The sequence below is a fragment of the Holophagaceae bacterium genome, assembly GCA_016720465.1.
Classification (GTDB): domain Bacteria; phylum Acidobacteriota; class Holophagae; order Holophagales; family Holophagaceae; genus JANXPB01.
On record JADKKO010000001.1, the window covers coordinates 493873 to 520010 of the forward strand.

Annotated in this window: 20 protein-coding genes and 1 pseudogene; 10 read left to right on the plus strand and 11 right to left on the minus strand. The window is 64.1% G+C overall.

What is annotated here, in order from left to right:
- Nucleotides 1-75 precede the first annotated feature (75 nt).
- From IPQ13_02215 to IPQ13_02230, 4 genes are all read left to right on the plus strand, one after another.
- A complete protein-coding gene (locus IPQ13_02215) occupies nt 76-993 on the plus strand; it encodes an NAD-dependent epimerase/dehydratase family protein (protein ID MBL0209717.1) in 918 nt (305 codons plus the stop codon).
- Nucleotides 990-2039 (plus strand): GDP-mannose 4,6-dehydratase, encoded by a 1050-nt coding sequence (gmd, locus tag IPQ13_02220; GenBank protein MBL0209718.1) that lies wholly within the window; start codon nt 990-992, stop codon nt 2037-2039. The genes IPQ13_02215 and gmd overlap by 4 nt, the downstream gene beginning before the upstream one ends.
- Nucleotides 2036-3031 carry a hypothetical protein gene (locus IPQ13_02225; protein ID MBL0209719.1) on the plus strand — a complete coding sequence of 332 codons (996 nt, stop codon included), beginning with the start codon at nt 2036-2038 and terminating at the stop codon, nt 3029-3031. The genes gmd and IPQ13_02225 overlap by 4 nt, the downstream gene beginning before the upstream one ends.
- Nucleotides 3032-3098: 67 nt before the next feature.
- Complete coding sequence (locus IPQ13_02230; protein MBL0209720.1) at nt 3099-4955, plus strand: peptidylprolyl isomerase; 1857 nt, start codon at nt 3099-3101, stop codon at nt 4953-4955.
- Nucleotides 4956-4995: 40 nt separating this feature from the next.
- Here IPQ13_02230 and IPQ13_02235 read toward each other — a convergent pair whose 3' ends face one another.
- From IPQ13_02235 to IPQ13_02260, 6 genes and pseudogenes are all read right to left on the minus strand, one after another.
- Nucleotides 4996-5922, minus strand: a complete 927-nt coding sequence (locus tag IPQ13_02235; protein ID MBL0209721.1) for a TIGR01777 family protein — start codon at nt 5920-5922, stop codon at nt 4996-4998.
- A 20-nt stretch (nt 5923-5942) separates the two neighbouring features.
- Nucleotides 5943-7721: a protein kinase gene (locus IPQ13_02240; protein ID MBL0209722.1), complete on the minus strand. Its 1779-nt coding sequence runs from the start codon at nt 7719-7721 to the stop codon at nt 5943-5945.
- 563 nt (nt 7722-8284) lie between these two features.
- Nucleotides 8285-9923: pseudogene (locus tag IPQ13_02245) on the minus strand (TlyA family RNA methyltransferase).
- Complete coding sequence (locus tag IPQ13_02250) at nt 9920-10288, minus strand: hypothetical protein (protein MBL0209723.1); 369 nt, start codon at nt 10286-10288, stop codon at nt 9920-9922. Before IPQ13_02250 ends, IPQ13_02245 begins: the two are co-directional and overlap by 4 nt.
- Nucleotides 10285-11268 (minus strand): endolytic transglycosylase MltG, encoded by a 984-nt coding sequence (gene mltG, locus IPQ13_02255; protein ID MBL0209724.1) that lies wholly within the window; start codon nt 11266-11268, stop codon nt 10285-10287. Before mltG ends, IPQ13_02250 begins: the two co-directional genes overlap by 4 nt.
- Before the next feature lie 176 nt (nt 11269-11444).
- Complete coding sequence (locus IPQ13_02260; protein MBL0209725.1) at nt 11445-13103, minus strand: serine/threonine protein kinase; 1659 nt, start codon at nt 13101-13103, stop codon at nt 11445-11447.
- 110 nt (nt 13104-13213) lie between these two features.
- On the opposite strand from IPQ13_02260, the gene purE reads away from it, so the two are divergent.
- A complete protein-coding gene (gene purE / locus IPQ13_02265) occupies nt 13214-13705 on the plus strand; it encodes a 5-(carboxyamino)imidazole ribonucleotide mutase (protein MBL0209726.1) in 492 nt (163 codons plus the stop codon).
- Nucleotides 13706-13744: 39 nt separating this feature from the next.
- Here purE and lspA read toward each other — a convergent pair whose 3' ends face one another.
- Both lspA and ileS read right to left on the minus strand, forming a co-directional pair.
- Nucleotides 13745-14239 (minus strand): signal peptidase II, encoded by a 495-nt coding sequence (lspA, locus tag IPQ13_02270; GenBank protein ID MBL0209727.1) that lies wholly within the window; start codon nt 14237-14239, stop codon nt 13745-13747.
- On the minus strand, nt 14236-17064 hold the full coding sequence (ileS, locus tag IPQ13_02275; protein MBL0209728.1) for an isoleucine--tRNA ligase: 2829 nt from the start codon (nt 17062-17064) through the stop codon (nt 14236-14238). The genes lspA and ileS overlap by 4 nt, the downstream gene beginning before the upstream one ends.
- A 187-nt stretch (nt 17065-17251) precedes the next feature.
- On the opposite strand from ileS, the gene IPQ13_02280 reads away from it, so the two are divergent.
- Complete coding sequence (locus IPQ13_02280; protein ID MBL0209729.1) at nt 17252-18223, plus strand: DUF2344 domain-containing protein; 972 nt, start codon at nt 17252-17254, stop codon at nt 18221-18223.
- Nucleotides 18224-18380: 157 nt separating this feature from the next.
- On the opposite strand, the gene ftsW is transcribed toward IPQ13_02280, so the two are convergent.
- Nucleotides 18381-19493 carry a putative lipid II flippase FtsW gene (gene ftsW / locus IPQ13_02285; protein ID MBL0209730.1) on the minus strand — a complete coding sequence of 371 codons (1113 nt, stop codon included), beginning with the start codon at nt 19491-19493 and terminating at the stop codon, nt 18381-18383.
- A 109-nt stretch (nt 19494-19602) separates the two neighbouring features.
- The gene (locus tag IPQ13_02290) at nt 19603-21258 is read right to left on the minus strand and encodes a methylmalonyl-CoA mutase (protein MBL0209731.1); all 1656 of its coding nucleotides are present in this window, start codon (nt 21256-21258) and stop codon (nt 19603-19605) included.
- Nucleotides 21259-21324: 66 nt separating this feature from the next.
- Here IPQ13_02290 and IPQ13_02295 point away from each other — a divergent pair, with 66 nt between their 5' ends.
- The 4 genes from IPQ13_02295 to IPQ13_02310 all read left to right on the plus strand — a co-directional run bounded on the left by IPQ13_02295 (nt 21325) and on the right by IPQ13_02310 (nt 25627).
- Complete coding sequence (locus IPQ13_02295) at nt 21325-22950, plus strand: amidohydrolase (protein MBL0209732.1); 1626 nt, start codon at nt 21325-21327, stop codon at nt 22948-22950.
- A 3-nt stretch (nt 22951-22953) separates the two neighbouring features.
- Complete coding sequence (locus IPQ13_02300; GenBank protein ID MBL0209733.1) at nt 22954-24237, plus strand: GGDEF domain-containing protein; 1284 nt, start codon at nt 22954-22956, stop codon at nt 24235-24237.
- A 98-nt stretch (nt 24238-24335) separates the two neighbouring features.
- A complete protein-coding gene (locus IPQ13_02305) occupies nt 24336-24863 on the plus strand; it encodes a hypothetical protein (protein ID MBL0209734.1) in 528 nt (175 codons plus the stop codon).
- 53 nt (nt 24864-24916) lie between these two features.
- Complete coding sequence (locus IPQ13_02310; protein ID MBL0209735.1) at nt 24917-25627, plus strand: ribulose-phosphate 3-epimerase; 711 nt, start codon at nt 24917-24919, stop codon at nt 25625-25627.
- Here the strand turns inward: IPQ13_02310 and IPQ13_02315 are convergent.
- On the minus strand, nt 25617-26084 hold the full coding sequence (locus IPQ13_02315; protein ID MBL0209736.1) for a hypothetical protein: 468 nt from the start codon (nt 26082-26084) through the stop codon (nt 25617-25619). The genes IPQ13_02310 and IPQ13_02315 overlap by 11 nt on opposite strands.
- Between the last annotated feature and the right edge of the window lie 54 nt (nt 26085-26138).

A 26138-nucleotide genomic window follows, 5' to 3' on the forward strand; every position in this document is an offset into this window, starting at 1 on the left:
CGGTTCATTTGGGTTTTCCCGGAAGGGCCGGTCCCTGCCAGGATGGTCGTTCAACGTCACACTAGGTTCCTCCTCATGATCCGTCGCATCCTCCTCACTGGCGCTTCCGGCTTCGTGGGCCAGCACATGGCCCGGTTGCTGGTGGCGCGGGGTTTCCAGGTCGCCGCGCTGCAACGCGGATCCCTGGGCATCGAGCTTCCGCCGATGGTCGAGCGGATTTACGCGGACCTTGCTGATCCAGCCTCGCTGGCCACGGTGCCCAGGCGATGGCATGGCGTGATCCACCTGGCCGGGGCCTCAGTCCCGAGCCTCTTCACCACCACGGCCCCGGTGGTGCAGAACGTCGCCATGACCTTGAATCTCCTGGAACACATCCAGGAAGCCCGCATCCTGCTGGTTTCCAGTTGCCACGTCTATGCCCCGTCGGATCAACCCAGATCCGAGGATGGCCCCATTGTTCCCCAGGGCCGCTACGGCCTGAGCAAGCACCTCGTCGAACAACTCGCGCCCCATTACGCCCAGCGCCTCGACATCCGCATCGCGCGCCCCTTCAACCACCTGGGCCCCCACCAGCGGCCGGAGCTGGTGGTCCCTTCCCTGCTCCGCCGCCTGAAGACCGCCAAGGACGAGTCCGGGCCGGTGCGGATGCAGGGCATGAACAGCGTCCGGGACTTCATCGATGTGCGGGATGTGGCTGCGGCCTACCTGGCCATCCTCGAACTGGAATCCCCTGAGCACCGCGCGTTCAATGTCTGCACGGGCAAGGGCAGGAGCATCGGCGAACTGGTGGCTCTGGTGCTCCGGCTGCTGGGTTCCGAACGCGAGGTCCGCTTCGACGGCAAGCCCAATTCATCCGATGACATACCCTTCCTGGTGGGCTCGCCGGAACGCCTGGTGGCTGACTCCGGGTGGAAGCCTGAACTCAGCCTTGAACAAAGCCTGCAGGCGATGTTGGAGACGATGCAAACGATTCCTATGGAAGGTCAGCCATGAACGATAAAAAGGTCGCCCTCGTCACCGGCATCACAGGACAGGATGGAAGCTACCTGGCGGAATTGCTGCTCTCGAAGGGCTACCAGGTGCATGGAATTGTCCGGCGGGCCTCGCTCTTCAACACAGATCGCATCGACCATCTGCATGTAGGCGAGCATCCCGATCCGAGCTTCTTCCTCCACTACGGGGATCTTTCGGACGCCGGGGCCCTGCGCAATGTGCTGGACGAGGTCCAGCCGGACGAAATCTACAACCTGGGCGCCCAGAGCCACGTGCGCGTGAGCTTCGACCAGCCCGAATACACCGTCGACGTGGTGGCCGTGGGCGTGGTCCGGCTGCTGGAATCCATCCGCAACTACCAGAAGCACAACCAAAAGCAGATCCGCTTCTACCAGGCCAGCAGCTCCGAGATGTTCGGCTCCGCCAAGCCGCGCCAGCACGAGGGCACGCGCTTCGAGCCGCGCAGCCCCTACGCCTGCGCCAAGGTCTACGCCCACTACCAGGTCATCAACCACCGCGAAAGCTACGGGCTGTTCGCGTGCAACGGCATCCTGTTCAACCACGAAAGCCCGCGCCGCGGCGAGACTTTCGTCACCCGAAAAATCACCCGCGCCGCCACGCGCATCAAGCTTGGATTGCAGGAAAAACTCTTCCTCGGGAACCTCGACGCGAAGCGCGACTGGGGCTTCGCCGGGGACTACGTGGAGGCCATGTGGCGCATGCTGCAGCAGGACCAGGCCGATGACTACGCGGTGGCCACCGGCTCATCCATTTCCATCCGGGCCTTCCTGGACCTCGTCTTTGAAAAACTGGATCTGGACTGGCAGAAATACGTGGAAGTGGACCCGCGCTATTTCCGTCCTGCGGAGGTGGACCATCTCGAAGGCGACCCCTCGAAAGCCAGGAAACTGCTGGGCTGGGAGCCCAAGACCGATGTCAAGATGCTGGCCGGCATGATGGTGGATTCCGATCTGCGCATCGCGGAAAAGGAACTGCTGCTGAAGAACGCCGGGCATGGCGGGGCGACGCCGGGAGGGTATCGGTGAGCGGTCCAGCCTGGGGCTTGAAGGGCCTGGAGCGGCGCCTGCGGTATTTCTTCAGACCCACGGCGCGTCTTACCAAACAAGTCCAGAACCTCAATTCCAAGCTGGGTCCAGAGAAAGTCCGGAATCTCCTGGCGGAACCGCTGGTTCGTCAGATACGTACCCTTCCCCCTTCCACTCCCCTCGAAGAGGCCGAGTTTTCGGTCTACAGCCAGTGGGGGGAGGACGGGATCATTCAGTTCCTGCTTGCCCACGTGCCTTGCCCCAACCGTACTTTCGTGGAATTCGGGGTGGAGGATTTTTCCGAAGCGAATCTCCGCTTCCTCATCGAACGGTCCCCCTGGCGCGGCCTGGTCATGGATGGAAGGCCGGACCTGGAAGCCCTGATCCAGGCCACGGGACTGGCCTGGCGGCGCCATATCCAAGCGAAAAGCGTCTTCATCACTGCGGAGAACATCAACGGCCTGGTCCGACCCTCCATCGTCGAGCCGGAACTGGACATCCTCAGCATCGACCTGGATGGGGTCGACTATTGGGTCTGGAAAGCCTTTTCAGCCTATTCCCCCAGGATTGTGATCGCCGAATACAACAGCCTGTTCGGACCTTCCGCCACCATCACGGTCCCCTACCAGCCCGACTTCCAGCGTGCGAAGGAACATCATAGCCACCTGTACTTTGGGGCATCCTTGGGGGCGCTGATCACCCTCGCCCAGAAGAAAGGCTATTCCTGCGTGGGCTCGACCTCCACGGGGGTGAACGCCTTCTTCGTCCGGAATGACGTGCGGGGCCGCCTTCCCTCCCTGACCTCGGAGCAGGCCTGGCGCGACCTGTGCGTGCGCGAATCAAGAAACCCCGAAGGGAAGATGTCCTACATTTCCGGATCGGACCGCGTCAAGGCCATCGAACACTTGCCCGCGGTGGATGTCCGGACCGGGCAGACTGCCCCCATCCGGACATTCATGGCTGCGGGACCCAAGGAAAGCACCAGCCTCTGAGGGCCGACAGGGTGGCGGCCGAATGGGCGCTGCCCCTTAACTTGAACAACTTTCCGAGGACCCATTGATGCTTCGCTATCCACCCTTCAAGCGTTGGCTGCCCATGGCCCTGGCATCGGGGGTAATCTCGGGCCAACCCGTGCCAAAGCCGAAGGCCACAGCACCGCATTTCACCATCCGCGAGTCCATCCAGGCCGAGTGGCAGCGAGCCGCGCCGAACCTCGAAATAGGCGCGCTGCCCCGGGTCGACCGCGAGCGCTACGAGCTGACCCTGCGGCGCATCGGCGCGCCGGGCATGCCCAAGCTGCTGCCCCCTGAGCTGGAGAACCCGACGGTCGAAATCTGGGAAGCCAAGGCCAAGGAAGCCAGGACGCCCCGGGAGCGGTTCACGGCCCTGCACTTCCTGAATCGATTGAAAAGCACCAAGGCATTGACTGCCTTGGACGGCCTGAAGCCCGAAGATGCCATGACCTGGCCCAAGCACCTCTACCTGGACGCGAATATCGCCACGGCACGTCTGCAGGGTGGCGAGGTGTCGGAAATTCTGGGGAGATTCTTGAACGCGTTGGGAAAAGCGGGCAAGGCATCGCCCGTCCGAACCCAGGCTGCGCGCCTGCGTCTGGTGATGTCGGGCAAGGAAAACGAACTGCTTCCGCTGGTAGAGGCCACGCCAGGCGCAACCCTGGCGATGCTGGATGCTTGGAATCGCGGCTCCCTGGCTTCCCGGCAAGCGTCGCATTCGAAGTTATTCCAGGTCTGGACCGGAAATCTTGATGCTCCCGCCAAAGGATTGGAACAACCAGAATTCAGCGCGGCGTGGAGGGCCCTGGGCCTGCTTCCATTGCGTCCCCAGAATCTCCTCCGATGCACCGAAGGACTGACTCAGCGGCTTCTGGAAGGACTCCCGGAACCCCTTCCGCCTTCCCTCGCGCCGGGGGCATTCCTCTGCCTTTCCATCGCGAATCCGCGCATCCTCCCGCTGGCTGCGAAGAAACTTGGCAGCGCGACCGACCCACCCATTCGAGAAGAGGTCCGCCAGGCCCTCGCCTTCAAGAGCGACACTAAGCTTCCAGGGCTGCTGCATGGAGCCGGGCTCGCTGCATTGCGGGCAAGTGGTTCGGAGTCTGCGAACGCCATCCGGGAACAGCTGCTCAGGGGCTCCGACCCCATCGCCCGTTCCGCTGCCATCGAAGATCTCCCCGAAGCCCCCGCTGATCTCGACACCCTGACTCAGCTCGCCTGGAAAGACCGCGATCTGGAACCCCAGCAAACGCTCATCGAGAGTTATTCGCGATGGAAGCTGGCCAACGAAAAACAGATCGAATTGCTGAAGCCTTGGCTGCAGCACCCGGATTGGGCGTGCCGCTATCTGGCCTACCAGCAGCTCGTGAAGCTCGACCCCACAACGCCTTGGCCCACCACGTCCGAGCCAAACGAGCGCGAAAGAATACTTCTCAAAGAAGCGGCGCGCCTGGCCTCATCCGGAAGGCCGCTGCGCCTTCGCATCACCTTTTCCGGCAAGCGCCGTGTGACCTTGCGCCTGGATCCCACCGTAGCGCCCATCAATGTCGCGAACCTCGCGACGCTGGCGCGCAAGGGCTTCTTCAACGGCCGGCTGGTGCCGCGGGTGGTGCCGGACTTCGTGGTGCAGATGGGCTCGCCCTACGACACCATGGACGGCGGCCCGGGCTATTCCGTGCGCTGCGAGAACAGCCTGGACTGGTACGGCCCCGGCAGCGTGGGCATGGCGCTCTCGGGCAAGGACACCGGCGGTTCGCAGTTCTTCATCACCACCAACGCCACGCCTCATTTGACCGGGAAGTACACGCGCATGGGAGAGGTGGAGGATCCGGACCGCGCCCTGAAGATCCTCGATGATCTGGAATTGGGCGCGAAGATCGAGCGCCTGGAGGTCCTGGAATAGGCAGGATGAATGGGGGTCGCGGTTCCCTCGCCGTCCCGTTTCAGCCCAGCAGATCGGCCAGCGCGTCCTCTGCCTTTTCGAATTTGAAAACGTAGCCCATCCGCTGGGCGCGTAAAGGGTAGACAAAGGCGCCTTCAAGGACTTCCGAGGCCATTTCACCAAGTAGAATTTTGATGCCTAACTCAGTCAGGACGGATGGGATAGGCATAATCGGGCGATGCAGTTGCCTCCCGAGCAGGCGGGTGAAGGTCTCGTTGGTCAGGGGGCGCGGGGCGGTGCCATTGATGGCTCCGCTCCAGGCGGAATTTCCCGCGGCCTCAAGGTACAGCCCCACCATGTCGTCGATGTGGCTCCAGGAAAAGCCCTGCTGGCCATGGCCCAACTTGGCGCCCTGGAAGAGCTTCATGGGCAGCACCAGCTTCGCCAAGGCACCCCCGCTTCTCGCGAGCACCACGCCGCTGCGGATTTTGACCACGCGGACCCCAAGTTTCAATGCTCTATCCGCCGCTTCTTCCCACGCGAGGCAAAGGTCAGCCAGGAATCCCTTCCCCCTGGCGTCCTGCTCGGACACAGGTTCTCCACCGCGGGGACCGTAGAATCCGATGGCTGATGCGTTCACGAGCGCTCTGGGTTTAATCCTGCAAGCAGACATGGCCTCCACCAGTCTGGATGTAAGGCCAACGCGGCTTTCCAGCAATTCCCGCTTGTAGGTTTCATTCCACCGCTTTCCTGCGATGCTCGCGCCCGCCAGGTTGATGACCGCATCGGAACCATCCAGGACGCCTGGAAGCTCGTCATATCCGCGGACCATGGCGCCTTGGGGGAGGAGCTGCCGCGAAGGATCCCTGCTCAGCACCGTGACTTGAACCCCTTGGCCCACGAGCGCAGCGACCAGCGGGGTGCCCACCAGCCCGGATCCACCAGCCACCACTACATTGCTGAGGGGTTCATCGCGCGTCCCGGTCATCCATAGACTCCATCCGGCGTTCAGTGGCCTGGATCCCCGCTGGCCGATTCCAGGGTCAGGCGGATGGGCGAAGCCAAGGGCCGCCCATGCTCAAGGGCTCCGGACCAGGGCCGGTATCCCTCCTTCTTCACCACCAATTGCTGGCGCTGGGAAGGTCCCGGCAATTCCAGGCCATAGAGTGGCGTCTGGCCTTTGGGTGCGCCATCCACGTAGACCTCGGCGTTCAGGGGTTCGCTGAGCACGTAGGTGTAGTCCTTCCAGAGCTGGAGCGGCACCTTGCCGGGGTTGTCCTTGGAGTTGAGCTTCACCGTTTCGCGATTGTGGAAAGGGAAATCCAGCACCAGTTCCTGGGCGTTGGCTTTCACTTCGGCGGTGAGCGGCGTGCGGCCCGGCAGGAGCCGCCCGTCCACTCTTGCTTCCGCCCCCGGAGGAAAGGATTCGATGTGCAGGGATCGGGTGGCTGTGGCGTTGTGCCAGGCCCACCCGCCCAAAGCCAAGATCAGCAAACCAGCCGCCAGGGCCCAGTTGGTGAAGGAGGCAGGAAGCTCCTTGGTAGCGGAGGAGGTTTCCGCCACAGGCTCTGGGGGGGTGTAACGGTAGCTCGGGGCCGGCGGCGCTTTCCGGGGCCCAGAAGTGTCGGCAGGTTCCCTGGCAGCGCTGGCTGCCCTCAGAAGGCTCTGGGGCGGAATGATCGTTGAATGGGATTCCTCGGGCTCTCCTGGCGCCGCGCGGCGCTCAGTCTGGCCGATCGCGGCTAGAGCATCTTCGGTGGGGACATCTTCCTGCACTATGCCGCTGCTGGGTTCTTTCGGCATCAGCAGCTTGCCCGATGATTCCTGGCGGGGTTTCAAGGGCGCATTGAAGGGCTGGGAGTCGTCAAAGGGGTTTTCCGCGAATATCTGGTCCACCGTCATCGTGGATTTTTCATCCCCCTGGAGCGCGATGGGCGTGGGCACTGGGATCATGGAGATTTCAGCCTGGAGCGCGGGTCCCACCCGCGCCGCCGCGGCCAGATCCACCAGGAACCCCCGGGTGTCCGGGTAACGCAGGGCCGGGTTGAGGTCCAGTGCCTGCCGCAGGACCCTGGCAAGCTTCGGATCCATGCCTTCGGGAATCACCGGCGGCTCATGGACGATGTGGTACAGGATAGCGCCCAGGGTGTCGCCCGGATGGGGCATGCGTCCGCCGGAGAACATCTCGAAGGCCGTCACCGCGAGCGCGTAGCGATCGGTAGCCGGCGTGGCCTCGGCCCCTTTGAGCAGTTCCGGGGCGGTGTAGGACGGGGTCCCCACGATCATGCCGACGGTGGTCAGTTTGGATGCGTCACCCTTGGCAATGCCGAAATCCATGAGCTTCAGGCGGCTATCGTGGCTCACCAGAATGTTCTCGGGCTTCACGTCCCGATGCACCACGCCTGCGCCTTCGGCAGCCACCAGCGCCTTGGCGCATTGCAGGAGCAGGCGCACTGCCTCCTCCGCATCCAGGGAATCGCCGCGGATGAGAGCACCCAGGCTTTTCCCTTCCACATATTCCATGGCCAGGAAAGGTCCGCTGACGGGATCCTCGCCGACATCGAAGATGGTGATGATGTTGGGATCGTTCAGCCGCGCGGAGATCTCGGCTTCCCGCTGGAACCGGATCAGCGCGCCGTGCTGCTGATCGCCGGTCTCCTTCACCACTTTGATGGCCAGCCGCCGCTTCAGCAGCGGATCGAGCGCGAGGTAGACCGCGCCCATGGCACCCTGGCCGAGCAGCTCTAGAACCTTGTATCTGCCGATGGACTCGGGGATCGCGGACATCCGGTGCTCTGTGGAACGGGATCGATTGGGGCTTGGAGCGATTGGGTGGGATAACACATAAAGCATATCAGCGCGGGCCATGCCCTGCCTAGATCCCTGGTTTCTTTGGATAAGGGTTGTATTATTCCATCGCCACCCGAAATCCCACCCGCGCAATCCAACCTCAAGGAGCCCAGATGTCCGACCTGACACGGGATGATTTCATCCAGGCGCTCAAGGACAAGAAGAAGACCTTCGAGCACATGGACTTCGAGAACATGGACCTGCGGGGCATCGATTTGCAGGGACTCAACTTCACCGGCTCGAACCTCTCGTTCGCCAAGCTCACCGGCAACCGCATGACCGAGGCCAACCTCACGCGGGCGGACCTGAGCGAATCGGAGCTTTCAGGCTGCAAACTCATGAGCGCCAACCTGGAAGGCGCCATCCTGCGCAAGGTGGACCTGACCGAGGCGAACCTCACCGGCGCGCGGCTCCAGCGTGCGGACCTGCGGGGAGCCGACCTGTCCCGCGCCATTTGCGCCGAGGCGGACTTGCGCGGTGCGGACTTGACGCGCGCCAAGTTATCCGTGGTTGATTTCCGCCTGGCGAACCTGGGAAGGGCGAACCTCACCGGCGCCATGCTCCGGGGCGCGCTCATGCGCGGCGCCGATCTCCGGGAGGCCATCCTGGAAGGGGCCACCGGACTGGAGCAGCAGGTCTCCCCCGCCCAGACCATCGAGTCCCCGCTGCCCAAGGCGAAGGATTCCCAGCGCATCTCCACGGCCCAGCCGCCCAGGGCCGCCACCACGGCCACGCCCATTCCAGCCTCCCAGGCGGGCCGCACGCAGGCCATGCCGCCGGGCCGGACCCAGACCATGATCCCTGGATCCATCCTCACGCGCCCCGCTGGCCAGCCCGCTCCGCCAAAAACGGCTCCCCGCGCCAAGAAATACCATCCGCCCCTGCGCCACATCCCCGCCTTGATCTTCACATCCTCGGGCTGGATCCGCGGCCAGTTCCACGTGCCGGTGATGCATGGCTTCCTGGATTTCCTGAACCGCATGGGCGAACTCCTGAAGCTTACGGACGTCACCTTGCCCCATCTCAAGCGGGAGGTCGCCTTCTTCGGCCTCCGCCGCGATTCCGCGATCATGGTCATCCCGGACTGCGAGGAGGATCTGCTGAGCCTGCCCACCATCACCGGCAATGCAGAGACGCACCAGACCTCCTTCCTCATGGCCAGCGGCAGCGTCAGCGGCAACATGACCATCGAAGCCGACATCCGGGTCTCCGACTACCTGGGCCAGGGCAAATGGGTGGTGCTGCGGGATTGCGAGGTGGGCTCCCACGGCGGTCCCGGCGGCCGCAGCAAAGTCGCCGCCTTTCCCCTGCTGGTGCTCAACACGTCCAGCGTCATCGGGACCTCGGACGAGAGTCTGGTCAGCTAGCCGAATCCAGAGCGTCATCGGAAAAGCCGCTGCCGCGGCGCTTCTCCGCAGATAGAGCAGGTATTCCTTGTTCCCTTCGCTGCCCCGCACAGGACTTTCCATGAGCCCCTGGGGCGCGAGTTCGGACACTTCGAAAAAGCTCCAGATTTCCTTGCAGACCCGCTCATGGACGACCGGATCCCGCACGATGCCCCCTTCCCCCACATCGCCGCGGCCGGCCTCGAATTGAGGTTTTACAAGAAGGATCGCTTCCGCGTTTTCCGTAAGGCTCGGCAGCAGTGGAAGGATGGTCAGGCGCAAAGAAATGAAACTCAAATCCGCCACCAGCAATGAACAGCGATCAGGAATGCGGCCCGAGTCCCAATTGCGCAGGTTGCATTGCTCGATGCTGACCACGCGGTCATCGCTCCGCAGTTTCCAATGGAGCTGGTTGGTGCCCACATCCACGGCGTAGACCTTTCCTGGCGCCGCGCTGGAGCAGGCAGTCCGTGAAGCCTCCGGTGGAAGCGCCCGCATCGAAGCAGATGCGATCCTGTGGATCCACGCCGAAGGTTTTCAAGCCGCCTTCCAGCTTCAATCCCCCCCGGCTGACAAAAGGCAGCGCTTCGCCCCTCAGACGGATGGCTGCGGCCTCGTCCACCGCCGTGCCCGCCTTGGTGATGGGCCGGTCCTCCACCAGCACGTCCCCCGCCAGGATGCGGGCCTGGGCCAGGGTGCGGCTTTCCACCAGCCCGCGCTGGACCAGCAGCACATCCAGCCGGACCTTCATCAGCGCCGCGCCTTCAAGCGGCCGCGTTCGCGGATCTGGATGCCCATGGAGGCGCCCCCAAGGACCGCCGCGTTGTGGAGCTCCCCCGTCACCACCAGGGTTTCACCGAGCCCCGGCAGCGGATCCTTGGTGGCGACCCAAAGTTCCCCGGTGCTGTCCTGGATCTTGTAGAACCGGGTGCCCACGAAGGGCAGTTGGTTGGAATCAATGACCCGGCCTTTCACCTTCACGGATTTGCCTTCCAGGCTTGGGGCTTCTTTCCGCACCTCGCCGATGGGCCGGGTGCCGAAGGGGAGCCGATCGCATCCGACGAGGAGGAGAACCGCCACGGTCGGCAGCAGGGCTGTGCGGACAAGTCTTGCCTTCATGCTTTCTCCCGCTTCTGTCTAGAAATTTCGGCGCGGTACAGCGCCACGTTCCGATTGTGCTCCCCCAAAGTGCGCGCGAACCGATGTCCGCCCGTCCCGGTGGCCACAAAATACAGCGCCGCCCCGTCCGCGGGCCGCTTCGCGGCCTCGATGGCGGCAGGGCTGGGGATCGCGATGGGCGTCGGGGGAAGGCCGGCCACGCTGTAGGTGTTGAAGCTGCCGGGCCGCGCGATGTCCTCGCGCAGGGGCGCCGTGAACCGTAGATCGCCACTGAGCCACCGGGCGTAGAGGCTGGTGGGATCGCATTGGAGGCGCATGCCGATGCGCAGGCGGCGCGCGTAGACACCCGCCACAATGGGCAGCTCTTCCGGAATGTTGGTCTCCTTTTCCGCGAGGCTCGCCAGGATGAGCGTTTCGTAGGGCGGCAGGGCGCCGCCGTCCAGATGGGGACGGACACCCCGGTGGAAGGCCTCCACCATCGCCAGGAAGATCTCTTCGGGTTCCATGGCGTGATGGACCCGGTAGGTCGCCGGCGCCACCAGGCCTTCGAGGCTCAGGGCCTCCGGAAAACCTGCGGTGGCCGCCAGGTTCGGACTCGCCCAGAGTTTCCAGAACACGTCCTCGGGCACGAATTCCTTCAAGCGCGCTTGCACGGTCCAAGCATGGGCCGCGTAAGGGATGACGATGTTGGTGAAATGGATCTCGCCGCGGCGCAGCTTGCTGGCCACTTCCGACAGGCTGGCCTGGGAATCGAATGTGTATTCGCCGCGGATGAGCTGCAGGCGCCGCGCCCGGGCCCACAGCTTGAACAGCGGCGCGGAGCGGATGACGCCCTCCCGTTCCAGCTGATCGGCGATCTGGTCCACCGTGGCTCCCTTCTTGATGAGCACCGTGCCAGGCATCATCAAGGGGCCGCTCCGCTGCCAGCTCCAGAGCGCCCATAGCGGCGGCAGTGCCAGTAGGGCGGTTGCGAGGAGCATTCGTCGGGACGTGCGGGACCTAGCCATCCTACGAGGTTATGAGCTATGGCTTCGCTGGGCTATTTCGTTTTATGGGCGCCGCCGGTCCTCCCTGATTGAAATGCCAAACAGCGCCAGGCGTTCCAAATCATCGATCGAAAAATACCGAGCCGGCTCCACGCGATGGCATCCACCCGTCACTTGGCCTCCGGGGCGCCTTCAGGGTCCAGCTTGATGGGCTCCCGATTCGGCCGCAGGGCATCCAGCTTGATGGTTCTGGGAACGAACCCCGGCATCCTCACCTCGAGGGTGTGTTCCCCTTTTCCTGGCACGCGCTTGAGCAGCATGGGGCTCGCGCCGACGGACCTGCCATCCAGGAGGATCTCGGCCCCGGCCGGCTCGGTTTCCACTTTCAAATCGTAGGGCGCCAGCTCCAGCACCAAACTTACGAAACCATCCTCGGGCGTGAGATGGCGTTCCACGGTCCGGTAGCGCTTCTTCACGACCCTCAAGCGCCGGCCGGGTTCGGAAAGGGTGATCCGGTCCAGGGGCGCCTGGCCCAGATACACCCCATCCACATAGACCGAGGCCCCGGCCGGTTCCGTGTGGATGGTGATTTCCTCCAGGCCATTGGGCGAGGCGAGCCAAAGATCCAGGCCGATGCCAAGCACCACCAGAACCGCCAATCCGCCCCCGATCCATTTCACCCAGGGAATCACATGGCGGGCCGACAAGTTCGTGGGGATGCTCGAACGGGACTGGGGCCGCGGGGTCTTCACTTCGGGGGCCGGATCGTCCACACCGCAGGCCCGATACAAGTCGCTCACGAAAGCATCTGGATCCGCGTAGCGGTTGCGGGGATCGAGGGCCAGCGCCTTTTCGAAGACCACCTGAAGGCTTGGCGTCACATCCATGGGGAATTCCACCATCCCGGCGCGGATGTGCTCCAGGGTCTCCCGGGTCCCGGGTCCTCTAAATGGAAGCTGCCTCAGCAGGGTCTGGAAGGCCGTCACCGCGAAGGCGAAATCATCGGTCTGCGGCGAGGAGCTCGCTCCGCTCAGCAACTCCGGAGCGGTATAGGAAGGCGTCCCGATGAGCGCGCCGAATTGCGTCAATTCATCCTTCTGATGATCCTCCCGCTGCGCTTGGGCATCTCCGCCGGTGGGCTCGCTGTCCTGCGCTCCGTGGCTGGTCAGCACTTCCAAGTGGGGTTCATCGCTGTTCTGGGCGCCCGCGGCGGAGAGCAGTCCCCAGGCGGTGGCGTACTTATCCGCAAGCAGTTCGGCTTCCGGCAGGGATTCGGACGGACCCGCCCCGGCGCCCGGGGCCTCTGGGCCGCCAGGAGGAATCCCGGGGATTGCCAGTTGGATTCCCATGACTTTGGCCACGCCGAAATCGATGAGCTTGGCCTGGCCGTCGCGGCTCACCAGGATGTTGGCGGGTTTCACATCCCGGTGGATGATGCCGCCTTGGTGGGCGCAGCGCAGGGCCTTCGCAATCTGCCTGAGCCAATCCAGTTTCTCCGCCGTCGTGGCGGAACCCTCCTTCAGGATCTCCGCCAGCTCCCGTCCGTCCACGTACTCCATCACCATGTAGGGGCCATGGTTGATGTCGTGGCCCACGTCATAGATGGCCACGATGTTGGTGTGCCGGATCCGAGCGCCCAGCGCGGCCTCGCGCCGGAAACGGGCCAGGATCACCTCGTTCTCAAGCATGTTGTCGCGCTTGATCAGCTTGACGGCCACCTTCATGCCGAGCCCGGGGTCATCCGCCAGGTAGACGCGCCCCATGGCGCCCTGCCCCAGCGTGCCCACGACGCGGTACCGCCCGATGGATTCCGTATGGACCATTGCCATGGAACCATTGCGGGCGCACGGTTGAAAAAAATCAACCGGGAAAGCGGGAGCCTTCGTCCAGGGGCTCATTGATCCCTTGAAAGCCAACCAGGATCAGGCATCCTGGAAGCATGGGCACCAAACCGGTCGTCGGCATCGTGATGGGCAGCAGGTCGGACTGGGAGACCATGCGGCCGGCGGCGGATTGCCTGGAGGCTTTGCAGGTTCCTTTCGAGGCGCTGGTGATGAGCGCCCACCGCACGCCGGACAAGGTCTTTCAATACTGCGTGGACGCCGAAGCCAACGGCCTGCGCGTGATCATCGCCGGAGCCGGCGGCGCGGCAGCCCTGGCCGGCATGATGGCCGCCAAGACCCATCTCCCGGTGCTGGGAGTCCCCATGCCCACCAAGGCGCTCAATGGGCTGGATTCGCTGCTGTCCATCGTCCAGATGCCTGCCGGAATCCCCGTCGGCGCCCTGGCCATCGGCAAGCCGGGCGCCACCAACGCCGCGCTCCTGGCTGCCAGCATCCTGTCCCTGAACGATGCCACGCTGCGCGGAAGGCTGTTGGCCTACCGCGAAGCCCAGACCCAGGCCGTGCTGGCGAACGACAAGCTGTCTTGAACCCGGGCGGAGGCCCGCAGGCGCCAGGCCGTCAAAGAATCATTCAGCCGGCACGGCTTCCACGGCCTTCTTCGTTCTAAGCAGCGCGATGCCGAACAGGATCGCGCCCACCACGATGCAACTGTCGGCGACGTTGAAATACCAGTAGTGCCAGGTGCCGAACACGAAATCCAGGAAGTCCACCACATGGCCGTGCAGGATCCGGTCCAGGCCGTTCCCGCAGGCGCCGCCGAGGATCAGTCCCAGCGCCACGCGCTCGAGCCTGGGCGTGGCTTCGGCCAGGAACAGACGCCCGAAATAGACCAGCGCGGCGATGCCCGCCAGGCTGAAGAGTCCCACCCGCAGCCATTCGGGGGCCGAGTGCAGGGTGCCGAAAATGGCGCCCTTGTTGAACCCGAGGGTCAGACTGAAAAACCCGTCAATGATGGTTCTGGAGTCCCCCGGGAAGTGGAGGATGCCCAGGATCCAGGCCTTGGACGCGTAATCCGCAGCCAGGGCGCCGATGGGGAGCAGGAGCCAGGCCAGGCGCTTCATGCGGGCTCCGCATCAGAACCGTCCACCACGTCCCTGCAGCGGCCGCAAAGGTCCGCATCCGAGCCCTTCCCGTGGCCGCCCTTGTGGTTCCAGCAGCGGGGGCATTTGATGCCTTGATGGGTGGAAACTTCCACGTTCAGCTCCGCGGAATCGAAAAATTCGAAGCCCGACACCACGAACAGGTCATCCAGCGATTCGCGGAGGCTCTTCAATTCCAGCTGGACGGATTCGGGAAGGCCGATCCGCACCGAGGCGTCCAGGCTGGTGCCGATGGTCTTGGCGGCGCGGTGCGGTTCCATGGCTCCCTGCAGGGCCTCCCGGACGGTCCAAAGAGCGTGCCACGCCTCGCTCTCGGGCACGGCGGCGCCCTCCGGAAAGCGCTGTTCGAAGACGCTGCCGGCCGCTCCCGGAATGAATTCCCACACCTCGTCGGCCGTGAAACTGAGCACCGGCGACAGCAGGATGGCCAAGCCCTGGGCCAGCTTGAAGCACAGGCTCCGGCAGCTGCGGCGGCGCGGGGAATCCAGGGCATCGCAATAGAGGCGGTCCTTGATGATCTCGAAGTAGCGGCCGCTCAATTCAAGCTGGCAGAACCCATGGAGGGCCTGGGTCGCGCGGTGGAAATCGAAGGCCGCGAAGGCCTCCCGGACTTCGACGCAGAGGCGGCCGAAGGCCTTCCAGACCCAGGCGTCCAGCGGCGTCCATTCCCCTGCCGGCACCAGGTCCCTTGCTGGATCGAACCCATCCAGCGCGCCCAGGAGGAAGCGCAGGGTATTGCGGATCTTGCGATAGGAATCGGCGCTACGGTCCAGGATCTCCTTGCCGATGCGCACATCCTCGTTGTAGTCCACGCTGCACGCCCAGAGCCGCAGGATGTCCGCGCCGAGCGTCTTCATGACTTCCTCGGGCGAGACCACGTTGCCCAGGCTCTTGGACATCTTCTGGCCTTTGCCGTCCATCACGAATCCGTGGGTCACCACGGTCTGGTAGGGCTTCTTGCCGCTGGCGGCCAGGTTGAAGAGGAGCGACGAATGGAACCAGCCGCGGTGCTGGTCGGAACCTTCCAGATAAATGAAGCTGCCGTAATCGGCCCGGGAAAGTTCGGAATGCGTGTCGCAGACGACGCCCGCGCTGACGCCGGAATCGATCCACACATCCAGGATGTCCGTCTCCTTCTGGTACTGGCTGGCGTCGATGCCGAGGCCCGCCACCAGGTCTTCCACGCTGATGTCCGACCAGGCTTCGATACCGTGTTTCTCGATCGCCGCGGCGGCGCGTTCGAAGAATTCCGGGCGGACCAGGGGCTCGCCGCTCTCGATGTGGCGCAGCACCGTGATGGGCGTGCCCCAGGCCCGCTGGCGGGAAATGCACCAGTCCGGCCGCCCCGCGATCATGGCGTGGATGCGGTTTTCGCCGATGGCGGGCACCCAGCGGGTTTCCCGCACGCCTTCCAGCCCCAGCTCCCGCAGGCTCTTGCCGCTGCCCTTGAGATCGGTGTCCATGGTGATGAACCACTGCTCGGTCGCGCGGAAGAGGATGGGCGTCTTGGTGCGCCAGCAATGGGGATAGCTGTGCTGCATGGAATCCTGGTGCAGCAGGGCGCTGGCGGCCTTGAGCTTCTCGATGACGATGGCATTGGTATCGAAGATGTTCTTGCCCGCCAGCTCCGCATCCTCCACCGTTTCTAAAAACTTGCCGTCAGGCCCCACATACTGGAACAGCCCCAGATGGCTGGCGATGTTGAAGTCATCCACACCGTGGTCGGGGGCCGTGTGCACGAGCCCAGTGCCGGTATCCGCGGTCACATGATCGCCAAGCAGGACCGGGCTTTCTCGATCGATCCAAGGATGGCGGGCCACCAGCGTCTGGAATTCCCTGCCCTTGAAAATGGCTTTCGTGTGGAGCGTGAGACCCAGCTTCCTGTTGAATTCTTCAAGCAGAGGGACGGCCACCACATAGAAGATGTCCTGATCTCCCACGCGCTCATAGGCCACTGCGTACTCGAGATCCGGATGCATCGCGATAGCCCGGTTGCTTGGCAGAGTCCAGGGAGTCGTGGTCCAGATCGGAAGGAAAAGCCTGAAGGGGCCGGCCGGCGTGATGCCGGAATTCGAAAGAAAGGCCCGGGCCCGGTCCTTGGGCACCTCGAAACGCACATAGATCGCTGGGCTGGTCCTGTCCGCGTACTCGACTTCGGCTTCGGCCAGCGCGGTCCGCGCGCCGTAGCTCCAGTGGACGACCTTCAATTTGCGCGTCACGGCGCCGTGTTCGAACAGCTGGCCCATCTGCCGCACCACCGCGGCCTCGTACTTCGGCGCCATGGTCAGGTAGGGTTCGTCCCAGGCGCCGAGAATGCCCAGGCGCTGGAAGGCGGCACTCTGGGTGTCCACCCACTTGGCGGCGAAGGCACGGCATCTCTCCAGGAACTGCGTCCGGCTCAGCTCCCGGCGCTTGGGGCCCAGATCCTTTTCCACCGCGTGCTCGATGGGGAGGCCGTGGCAGTCCCAGCCGGGAACGTAGGGCGATTCATAGCCTTCCATCCATCGGGATTTGACGACGACATCCTTCAAAATCTTGTTCAGCGCATGGCCGATGTGGATGGCGCCGTTGGCATAGGGCGGCCCGTCATGCAGCACAGCTCGCCCTTTGCCGGTGCCTGCCGCGTTGTCGGCCCGGCGCTTCGCCTCGACCCGCTTGTACAGGCCCTTGGCCTTCCATGCCTCCAGCCGCTTGGGCTCCCGCTGCGGCAGATCCGCCTTCATGGGAAAGTCCGTCTTGGGCAGATAGACCTTGTACTTCTTTTTCTCTACCGGTGAACCACTCATTGGCCGCCCTCGTGCGTCAGCGGAGCGCACCCAAGCGCCCCGGAGTTAAAGGTCTAGTTGAACATGCTGAAGCCCTGCTGAAAAGGCGCGATAACAGCCGGGTTATCCTGATTGCGTGGACATTCCAGCCAGCTCTGCCCTTCAGCGATTCGAGCACGCGATCGGTTCCCCGGAACCGGACTGGGACATGGCTTTGGCCCTGCTGCCGGAACTCGATAAGGAAGGCGGCGCAGAAGAGGCCCAGGCGCGGTTGCGCCATCACCGCATGCCCAAAGGCGCGCACCCTTCGAAGCTCAAACAGTTGAAGATCCGCCTCGGTGTGGCGGCGGAAAAAGCCAGGGACCGGCGTAGCGCAGAATCCAGGCTCGACGCCGGACGCGGCATCCTGCGCCTGCGCTATGGGCGGGGCGAAGCCCAGGCCCAGCTTAATCCCGCCCAATTCCTGTCCCTGCTGGCAAGGGTCCTGCAGGCGGCCAGCCTGGCCCCGGCCTTGAGCCTGGAACGCACGCCCCGCCCCTTGCTGGCATTGGGGCATCCCTTGCCGGTGGGCCTCACTGGCCGCTCGGAATGGGCCGATGCAGAGCTCAGCCCCATGCCCGATGAACCCGAAGACACCCTGCTGGCGAGGCTAAACGCGGCCGCGCCAACGGGCCTAGTTTTTTTGTCCTGCGTGTCGCTGCCACCCTATGCCACGCCGGTGCTGGAATTGTCCCGCATGGCCCATTGGCGTTGGCCTTGCCCCCCGGACATGCGGCCCGAAGCCGCACCGCGGCTTGCGGCTTTCGAGGCCGCCGCAAGCTTCTGCATCGAAAAGACGGGCAAAGTGGGCGGCCAGAAATCCGTGAAGCAGGTCGAAGTCCGCCATCACCTCGTCGCCCTCGCCTGGGAGGAAGGCAACCTTGCCTTCATCACGCGGATATCGGCCAAGGAGGCACTGAATCCCCAGAAACTGCTGGCGGGCATCCTGGGGCTCGAAGCCTCCGCCATCCTCGGCATGGAGCGCATCGCCGTGGACCTGGCTGAGGATCCCCGCCTCCAGCAGGCGGAGCGTTTCGAACCCAAACTGCGGAACATCTACGAAGACGCCGTGCTGCTGAGCGGCGGCCCCAATCTCCAGATCATCGACGACGACGAAGACGAACCCCTGCATCTGGGATGAGCCTCGACGATGCAGAATCGTGGGTGATTGAAAAGCACTACGCGGAGGGCAGCGGAGGTGCGGAGGCAAGCGGAGAAAAGGAATCGTGTAAAAGCCCTGGGTGGTTTTCCTCCGCTCCCCTCAGTCCTTTCTCCGCTGCCCTCCGCGTGATTGCTTTTCACGCCCCGGCTTCCTTGGAAATGCTCAGCAGCAAACCCAGGCAGACCAGGCTGATGATCAGGCTGGTGCCGCCGTAGCTGATGAAGGGCAGCGGAATGCCCTTGTTGGGGGCGATGCTCAGGACCACGCTCATGTTCATCAGGGCCTGCACCACCAGGAGCAGGGTCAGGCCCATGGCGCAGAGTTTCAGGTAGCTGTCGCGCACCATCCGCGCCACGCGGTAGCCGCGCCAGAGGATCCCGGCGAACAGCGCCAGCACGATGACGGTCCCGACGAGTCCGGTCTCCTCGCCGATGACCGCATAGATGAAGTCCGTGTGGGCCTCGGGGAGGTAATGGAGCTTCTGCATGGAAGCGCCGACTCCTACGCCGAAGATGCCGCCGTTGCCGACCGCAATGAGGCTTTGCAGCGCCTGGTGGCCCTGGCCCAGGGGATCTGCTTCGGGATTCAGGAAACTCAATACGCGGGCCCTGCGGTAGGGCTCGAACCAGACGAAGGCCGCTCCCACCGCGATCAACACAGGCCCCACTACCGCGAAAATCCAACGCGGCGCGCCCCCCAGGAAGATCAGCAGCATCACCACGAAAATGACCAGGAAGGTGGTGCCGAAATCCGGTTCCCGGAGGATCAGCGCCAATGGCACCAGCAGGATGCCGAACAGGATCAGGAGCTTCGGAATGGAATTCTGGCGTTCATCCCAGGCATCGGCGTGCCGCACCATCCACCAGGACACGATCAGCACCGACAGGGGCTTGAAGAATTCGGAAGGTTGCACGCTTTGCCCGAAGAGCCGGATCCAGCGGTGGGCGTTGTTCACCTTGGGAAAGAAAAACACCGCCATGAGGAGGATGACCGTCAGCACGTAGAGCACCTGCAACACCCGTGGATTGTCCCGGATGGTCCCCAGATCGACCTGGGACAGAGCCAGCATCAGGGCCACGCCGATCACCCCGGCGATGAACTGCCGCGCGAAGAATGCCGTGGCCGCTTCATGCCCGTAGTCGCCTTTCAAGGCCGAGGCGGAATAGATCCACACCATGCCCACGGCCATGAGCAGGAATGCGTAGAAAAGCATCTGGCGGTCGATGGGGCGGCGGACGTCTGGGGTCATTCAGGCACGAGGCGGTGGTGATGAGGTGGCGAGGAAGAAGGGTGGAAGCCTCCATCATGCGCCCTCGTGCCCCATACCTCAAACCGTAGAACCCAGGCTCCATCCATCGCTAATGGACCAGCCGCTCCTGGTATTCCCCGAACACGCCGCGCAGGGCATCGCAGATCTCGCCCACGGTGGCCTGCGTTTTGACGCATTCGAGGATGGGAGGCATCAGGTTGCCGCTCCCCTTGGCGGCGGTCCGGAGGCCTTCCAGGCCCATGCGCACGGCGCCGTTGTCCCTGGCGGCGCGCACAGCGGCGATCTGCTCTCGGCGCCGGGCGCCGAGGGCCTCGTCCACGCGCAGCAGTTCCGGTTTCTGTTCGCTGTCGAGGGTGAATTTGTTCACGCCCACGACGATTTGTTCGTTCTTCTGCACATCCAGTTGATACCGGTAGGCCGCGTTCTGGATCTCGCGCTGGGGAAATCCCTTCTCGATGGCGCCGACCATGCCGCCCAGTTCATCCACCCTGGCGAGCAGGGCTTCGGCCCGCTGTTCCAGTTCGTTGGTGAGGCTTTCCACGTAGTAGCTCCCGGCGAAGGGATCCACCACATCGGCGATCTTGCTCTCGAAAGCGAGAATCTGTTGTGTGCGGAGAGCGATGCGCGCCGATGTTTCAGTAGGCAGCGAGAGCGCTTCATCCCGGGAGTTCGTGTGCAGGCTTTGGGTTCCGCCGCACACGGCCGCCATGGCCTGCACGGTTGTCCGCACGATGTTGTTGTCCGGCTGCTGGGCGGTGAGCGTGCTGCCTGCGGTCTGCGTGTGGAAGCGCAGCATCTGCGATTTCGGATCATCGGTCTTGAAGCGGTCCTTCATGATGCGGGCCCAGAGGCGCCTCGCCGCGCGAAACTTCGCGACTTCCTCGAAAAACTGGTTGTGGCTGTTGAAGAAGAAGGACAGCCTTGGCGCGAAGGCTTCGAGTTTCAATCCGGCCTCCAGGGCCGCCTGCACGTAGGCGATGCCGTCCCCGAGGGTGAAGGCGATCTCCTGGGCAGCGGTGCAGCCCGCTTCGCGGATGTGGTACCCGGAAATGGAAATGGTGTTCCAGTTGGGCACCTGGTCCGCGCAGAAGGAGAAGATGTCGGTGATGAGCCTGATCGAGGGGCGGGGCGGAAAGATGTAGGTCCCCCGGGCCATGTACTCCTTCAGGATGTCGTTCTGGATGGTGCCGCTGACCTTGTTCCAGCCGATGCCCTGTTCTTCGGCCACCGCCAGGTACAGCGCCAGCAGCACCGCAGCCGGGGCGTTGATCGTCATGCTGGTGCTGACCTTGTCCAGGGGGATGCCACCGAACAGCGCGCGCATGTCCTGGAGGCTGGCGATGCTGACGCCGACTTTGCCCACTTCACCCAGCGCCATGGCATGGTCGGGATCCATGCCGATCTGGGTGGGCAGGTCGAAGGCCACGGAGAGGCCGGTGGTGCCCTGTTCCAGCAGGTAGCGGTAGCGCGCGTTGCTCTCTTCGGCGGTGGCGAATCCCGCGTACTGCCGCATGGTCCACAAGCGCCCGCGGTAGCCCGTGGCCTGCACCGAACGCGTGAAAGGGAATCGGCCGGGGGCCCCGAGATCACGGAAGACATCGAAATCTTCAAGATCCGCCGGATGGTAGCTGTTCTTGAGGGGGATGCCCGAGCTGGTCTCGAAGCTCGGCTGCCGCAGTTTGGAGGGATCTTCCTGGATCTCCATCTGCTCCCGCACCTGTTTCAGGAAATCCTTTTGATACATGCCGACTCCACAATCCGCTTGAACCTAGTCTACTTGCTAGACTCTTGCTACGTCCCCGAGGTACCCATGCTGATGGCTCCGCCGCCGCCCCCCGTCGTGCTGATCACAGGAGCCGATGTGTGGCTCGACGATGGCCGGATTTCCGGCGTCAAAGCCTCCCAGGCCGTGGCCCTGCGAGGCTCGCGGATCGTGGAGGTGGGGCCTGAAGCGCAACTTGCGAAACGCTTCCCGATGGCTTCCAGGGTGCAACTCAAGGGAGGCACCCTGCTGCCAGCCTTCACCGAAGGCCACGCCCATGTGGGCGGACTGGGCAGGACCAGGCTGGAAGCGGATCTGGGCGGAGCCAAGGACGCCCATGACGCGGTCCAGCGCGTGAAGGCCTGGTCCGCGGCCCATCCCGGCGGTTGGATCAAGGGCCGGGGCTGGGATCAGAACCGATGGCCGGGCAAGGCCTTCCCCACGGCTTCCGACCTGGATGCGGTGGGCGGGGACCGGCCTGCTTTTCTCCAGCGGGTGGACGGCCATGCGGCCTGGGTGAATACCGCGGCCCTGAAGCTGGGGGGAATCTCCGCATCCACTCCCGATCCCAAGGGCGGGCGGATCCTCCGCGACGCCAAGGGCAACCCCAGCGGAATTCTCATCGATGGCGCGGTGGACCTGGTGTCCAAGCACATTCCGGAGCCCACGGAGCCGGAGCGCCGGGAAAAACTGATGGCGGGCCTGCGGGAATTGCGGAACGAGGGTTTCGCCGCGGTCGCGGACATGGGTGTCGACCTTCAGGAATTGGCGGCCTATCGCGCCCTGGCGGCCGAAAAAGCCCTGCCCATCCGCGTCTTCGCCTACCTCTCGCATGATCCCGCGCTCCTGCTCCAGGAACTGAAGCAGCCTCGTCTAGCGGCCACCGCTTTCTTCCAGGTGCAGGGCGTGAAGTTCTACCTGGACGGCGCCTTGGGAAGCCGGGGGGCCCGGCTGACCCTGCCCTACAGCGACGATCCGGCCACCAGCGGCCTCTGGGTCACGGAACCCGGCACCGTGCAGCGGGATGTCACCTCCACGCTGAAGGCCGGCTACCAGCCGGCCATCCACGCCATCGGCGACGCCGCCAACCGCGCGGCTTTGGACATCCTTGAGACAGCGAAAAAATCGTCCCGCAATCCGAACCTCCCCCGCATCGAACACGCCCAGATCGTCGATGCGGCGGATGCGCTGCGCTTCGGGAAGGCGGGGATCATCGCTTCGGTCCAGCCGGTGCACTGCACCTCGGACCACGCCTGGACGCCAGCCCGCCTGGGCCCAGGGCGGATCCAGGAGGCCTTCCCCTGGCGCAGGTTTTTAGAAGGCGGCGCAGTGCTGGCCTTTGGAAGCGATGCTCCGGTGGAGAACCCGAATCCCTACATCTCGCTCGCCGCCGCCGAAACCCGTGAAGACCCAGGCGGCGATCCCCCCGGCGGCTTCCTGCCGGCCCAGAAACTCACCCGCCTCGAAGCTCTGCGTGCCTACACGTTGGGGAATGCCCAGGCCCTGGGCCGCAGGGAAATGGGCCGCATCAGGAAAGGCGCCGTGGCGGATCTGCTCTGGGTGAGCGCGCCCATCCTGGCCTTGAGCCCTGCGGAGCTCCGCCGCCTCCGGCCCGGGAGGATGTGGGTGGACGGCGTGGAAGTGAAGCTTCCTGCCGCGGCTCCGGCCCGCTGAGCCATGGATCTCATCAGCCCCCTGCCCCTGGCTCCCGAGGACCGGATCTACCGGCGGGAACTGCAGCTGGGGCTGCTGGCGGAGCTGTTCCGGCACACGAAAGTGGCCCTCGTCTTCCTGATTCTGGTGCTGGCCATCATCTGGAAGCTGCTCGGCCCGCTGGCGGAAAACCATCCGCTGTTCCCGTGGATCTTCATCGGGACCGCGGGGATCGCCTTGCTGAGGCTCGTTTCCATCCGCGTGCTGGAGCAGAGGCCCCGTTGGCTGCCCGAGCCGCAGCACCGCCACCTGGTCTTCCTGGTGGGCAGCACGCTCATGGGAATCGCCTTCGGCGCCATCAACTGGATCATGGTGCCTCTGCTGGATCCCATCCAGCTGGCGCTGCTCGGGCTCATCTGGACGGGGGTCAATTCCATCGCGGTCCAGAGCATGGCGGGAAGCCCCTTAGCCTTCGCCCTCGACATGCTGCCGAACCTGGGCTCCTTCGAGGCGATGGTTTTCATCCGGCCGCCCATCCCCCACAACAGCCTGTTCCTGCTGCTGTTCGCCATCTACATGGCGGCGCTGCTCGTCATGTCGTTCCGGTTCCACCAGAGCCTCCGGGGGGGCATCCTCCAGGGCCTCAAGCTCGGGGATCTGGCCCTCAGGGACAGCCTCACGGGCCTGCGCAACCGGCGCTTCCTCCAGGAATTCATGGAAACGGAGATGGAGCGCACCCTGCGCACCTGGTCCGTGAACTACAACGGATCCTCGCTGCCCTCGAGCAGCCTCGCGCTCATCATGCTGGACCTAGACCATTTCAAGAACGTGAACGACACTCATGGCCATGAAGCCGGGGACGAGGTCCTGCGCCAGTTTTCGCTCATCCTGCGCGATGCCGTCCGAAAGCCGGACCTGGTGGCCCGCTGGGGCGGGGAGGAATTCGTCGTGGTGGCGGTGGACACCCTCCGCACCCCGCAGCTGACGCTGACCGAACGGATCCGAGCGGCGGTGGAAGCTCACCCCTTCCGCCTGCCCAACGGCCAGACCATCCGCCAAACCTGCTCGGCCGGCTACGCCTTCGTCCCCTTCCTGGAATTGGATCCCGATGGGATGGCCTGGGACCAGGTGCTCAACCTCGCCGATGGAGCTCTGTACGTCGCGAAACGGGAAGGGCGGAACCGCGTCTGCGGCGTGATGCCTGGCCCCGCTCTGGCGGATTCGCCCCGGGCCCTCGTCGCGGTGGGCAAGGATCTGGAAGCCCCCATGAAGGCGGGCCTGGTGGGCCTGGTGCGCAGGAATTCCTAGCGGCTTCCAACTGGTCTAGCGGGAAATGTGGAAACTGGTCCAATGGGATCCGCCTGCGCCAGGGAAGACTGGTGTCTGAACCCTCATCAGGAGCCCACATGCGCACTCGCATCCTCGCCAACCTCGTCCTCGGCGCCGCCCTGGCCTTCGGCGCCGCCCCCGCGGCCCGCGCCCAGGCCACCCACCTGGGGGTTTTCCCCAAGCAGATGGTGAAGATCAACTACCTCGGTTTCTGGGACGGGACCACCTTCACGGCCCAATGGTCCGACTACCAGTTCGGCGTCCTCACGGGGGATGGGACCAAGAGTTTCGTCGTCCCCAAGGGCAAGACCCTGATCCTCACCGATATCGAAGTCACCATCCGCTGCCAGACCGCGGTGACCGCTGCTCCCAGCATCCAGCTCGGCGCCTACATCGCCGACCCCGCAGGCAATGCTGTATCCATCCTCAACCGGTTCATCCCCACCCGGCAGACCGTGGGCCACGAAATGCAGCGCACGCCCATGACCGCCGGTTATGCCATTCCCGAGGGCTACCAGATCGTGGTGGATCCGATCGATCCCGCCAATGGAATTCCCAGCCACTACTTCAGGCGCGTGAATCTGCTGGGCTACTACATCGAGTAGTTCTTTTCTACTCACGCATTCCCAGCAAGACGAAGGGCCATGGTTCCTGCACAATGGGCCAGCCAGGCCGGGTGGCCCTTCGACCTGAGGTTCCCCTGTTAGCGCCGAGCATCCTTTCGGCGGATTTCGCGCAACTCGGGGGTGCGCTGGCGATGCTTGAAGCATCGGGCGCCGAGGTGGTCCATGTGGATGTCATGGATGGCCGTTTCGTGCCCAACCTCACTGTGGGAATGCCCGTGGTGGCGGCCCTGCGCAAGGCCACGAGCCTGCCCCTGGATTGCCACCTGATGATCGTGGAGCCAAGCCGGTATGCTCTGGAATTCGTGGAGGCCGGCGCCTCGTGGGTATCGGTGCATCAGGAGGCCGACCCGCACCTCCACCGCACCCTGGATTCCATCCGCAAGGCGGGCGCCAAGGCCGGCGTGGCGCTCAACCCAGGCACGCCCGTGGAGACCCTCATCGATCTCATCGGCGATTTTGATTTCGTGCTGCTGATGAGCGTGAATCCAGGTTTTGGCGGCCAGAGTTTCATCCCCCGAGTCCTCGATAAAGTGAGGCGCCTGGACGCCCTGCGGACGGGGAGGCAGGCGCCCTTTCTCATCCAGGTGGATGGCGGCGTGGGCCTGAAGAATGCCTCGGAGCTTGTGAAGGCTGGGGCCGATTGCCTGGTGGCAGGCAACGCGGTATTCAAGGCGCCTGATCCAGCCAACGCCATCCACGAACTTCAAGCGGCCATGAGGGCGGCTGCACGCTCTAGTGGCTGAAGGGGCGCGATTTCCTCTGCCGCTCGTTGTGTAGCGTTTTGTAGGCAGGGTAGAGCAGCCGTTCCGCCGTTCGCATCCGCAGTTCCAACACCTCTTTCAATGATTGCCAATCAGCTCGCAGATCCCCGGCATGGATATCGCGATCGCCATCGCCTTCATGGCTTAGCCAATGCTGGAAGAAGGCCTGGGCTTCTTCTGCAAAGCCGCGGAGCGGCTGGATCCATTGGTCCATGATCTCGGCGATTTCGGGTCTCCGCCGGGCTTCGGCGTCAAGCACCGCGACCAGCAGATCATCCTCCACCCGCAGGTGGAAAAGGACTCGCACTTGGAGTGCAAACAGCAGGTTGAGCCCGCCATCCGAAAGAAGCGACTCGGGCTGGATGCGCTCAATCAGCTCGCATACACCTTGGCGTTGGATCGAAAGATTGTGGATCAGGGGGAAGCCGAGAGTCGTCATGCCGCAGCTCAGGCTAAAAATGCCGGGACAGAAATAATCGGATGGTGGTTCATG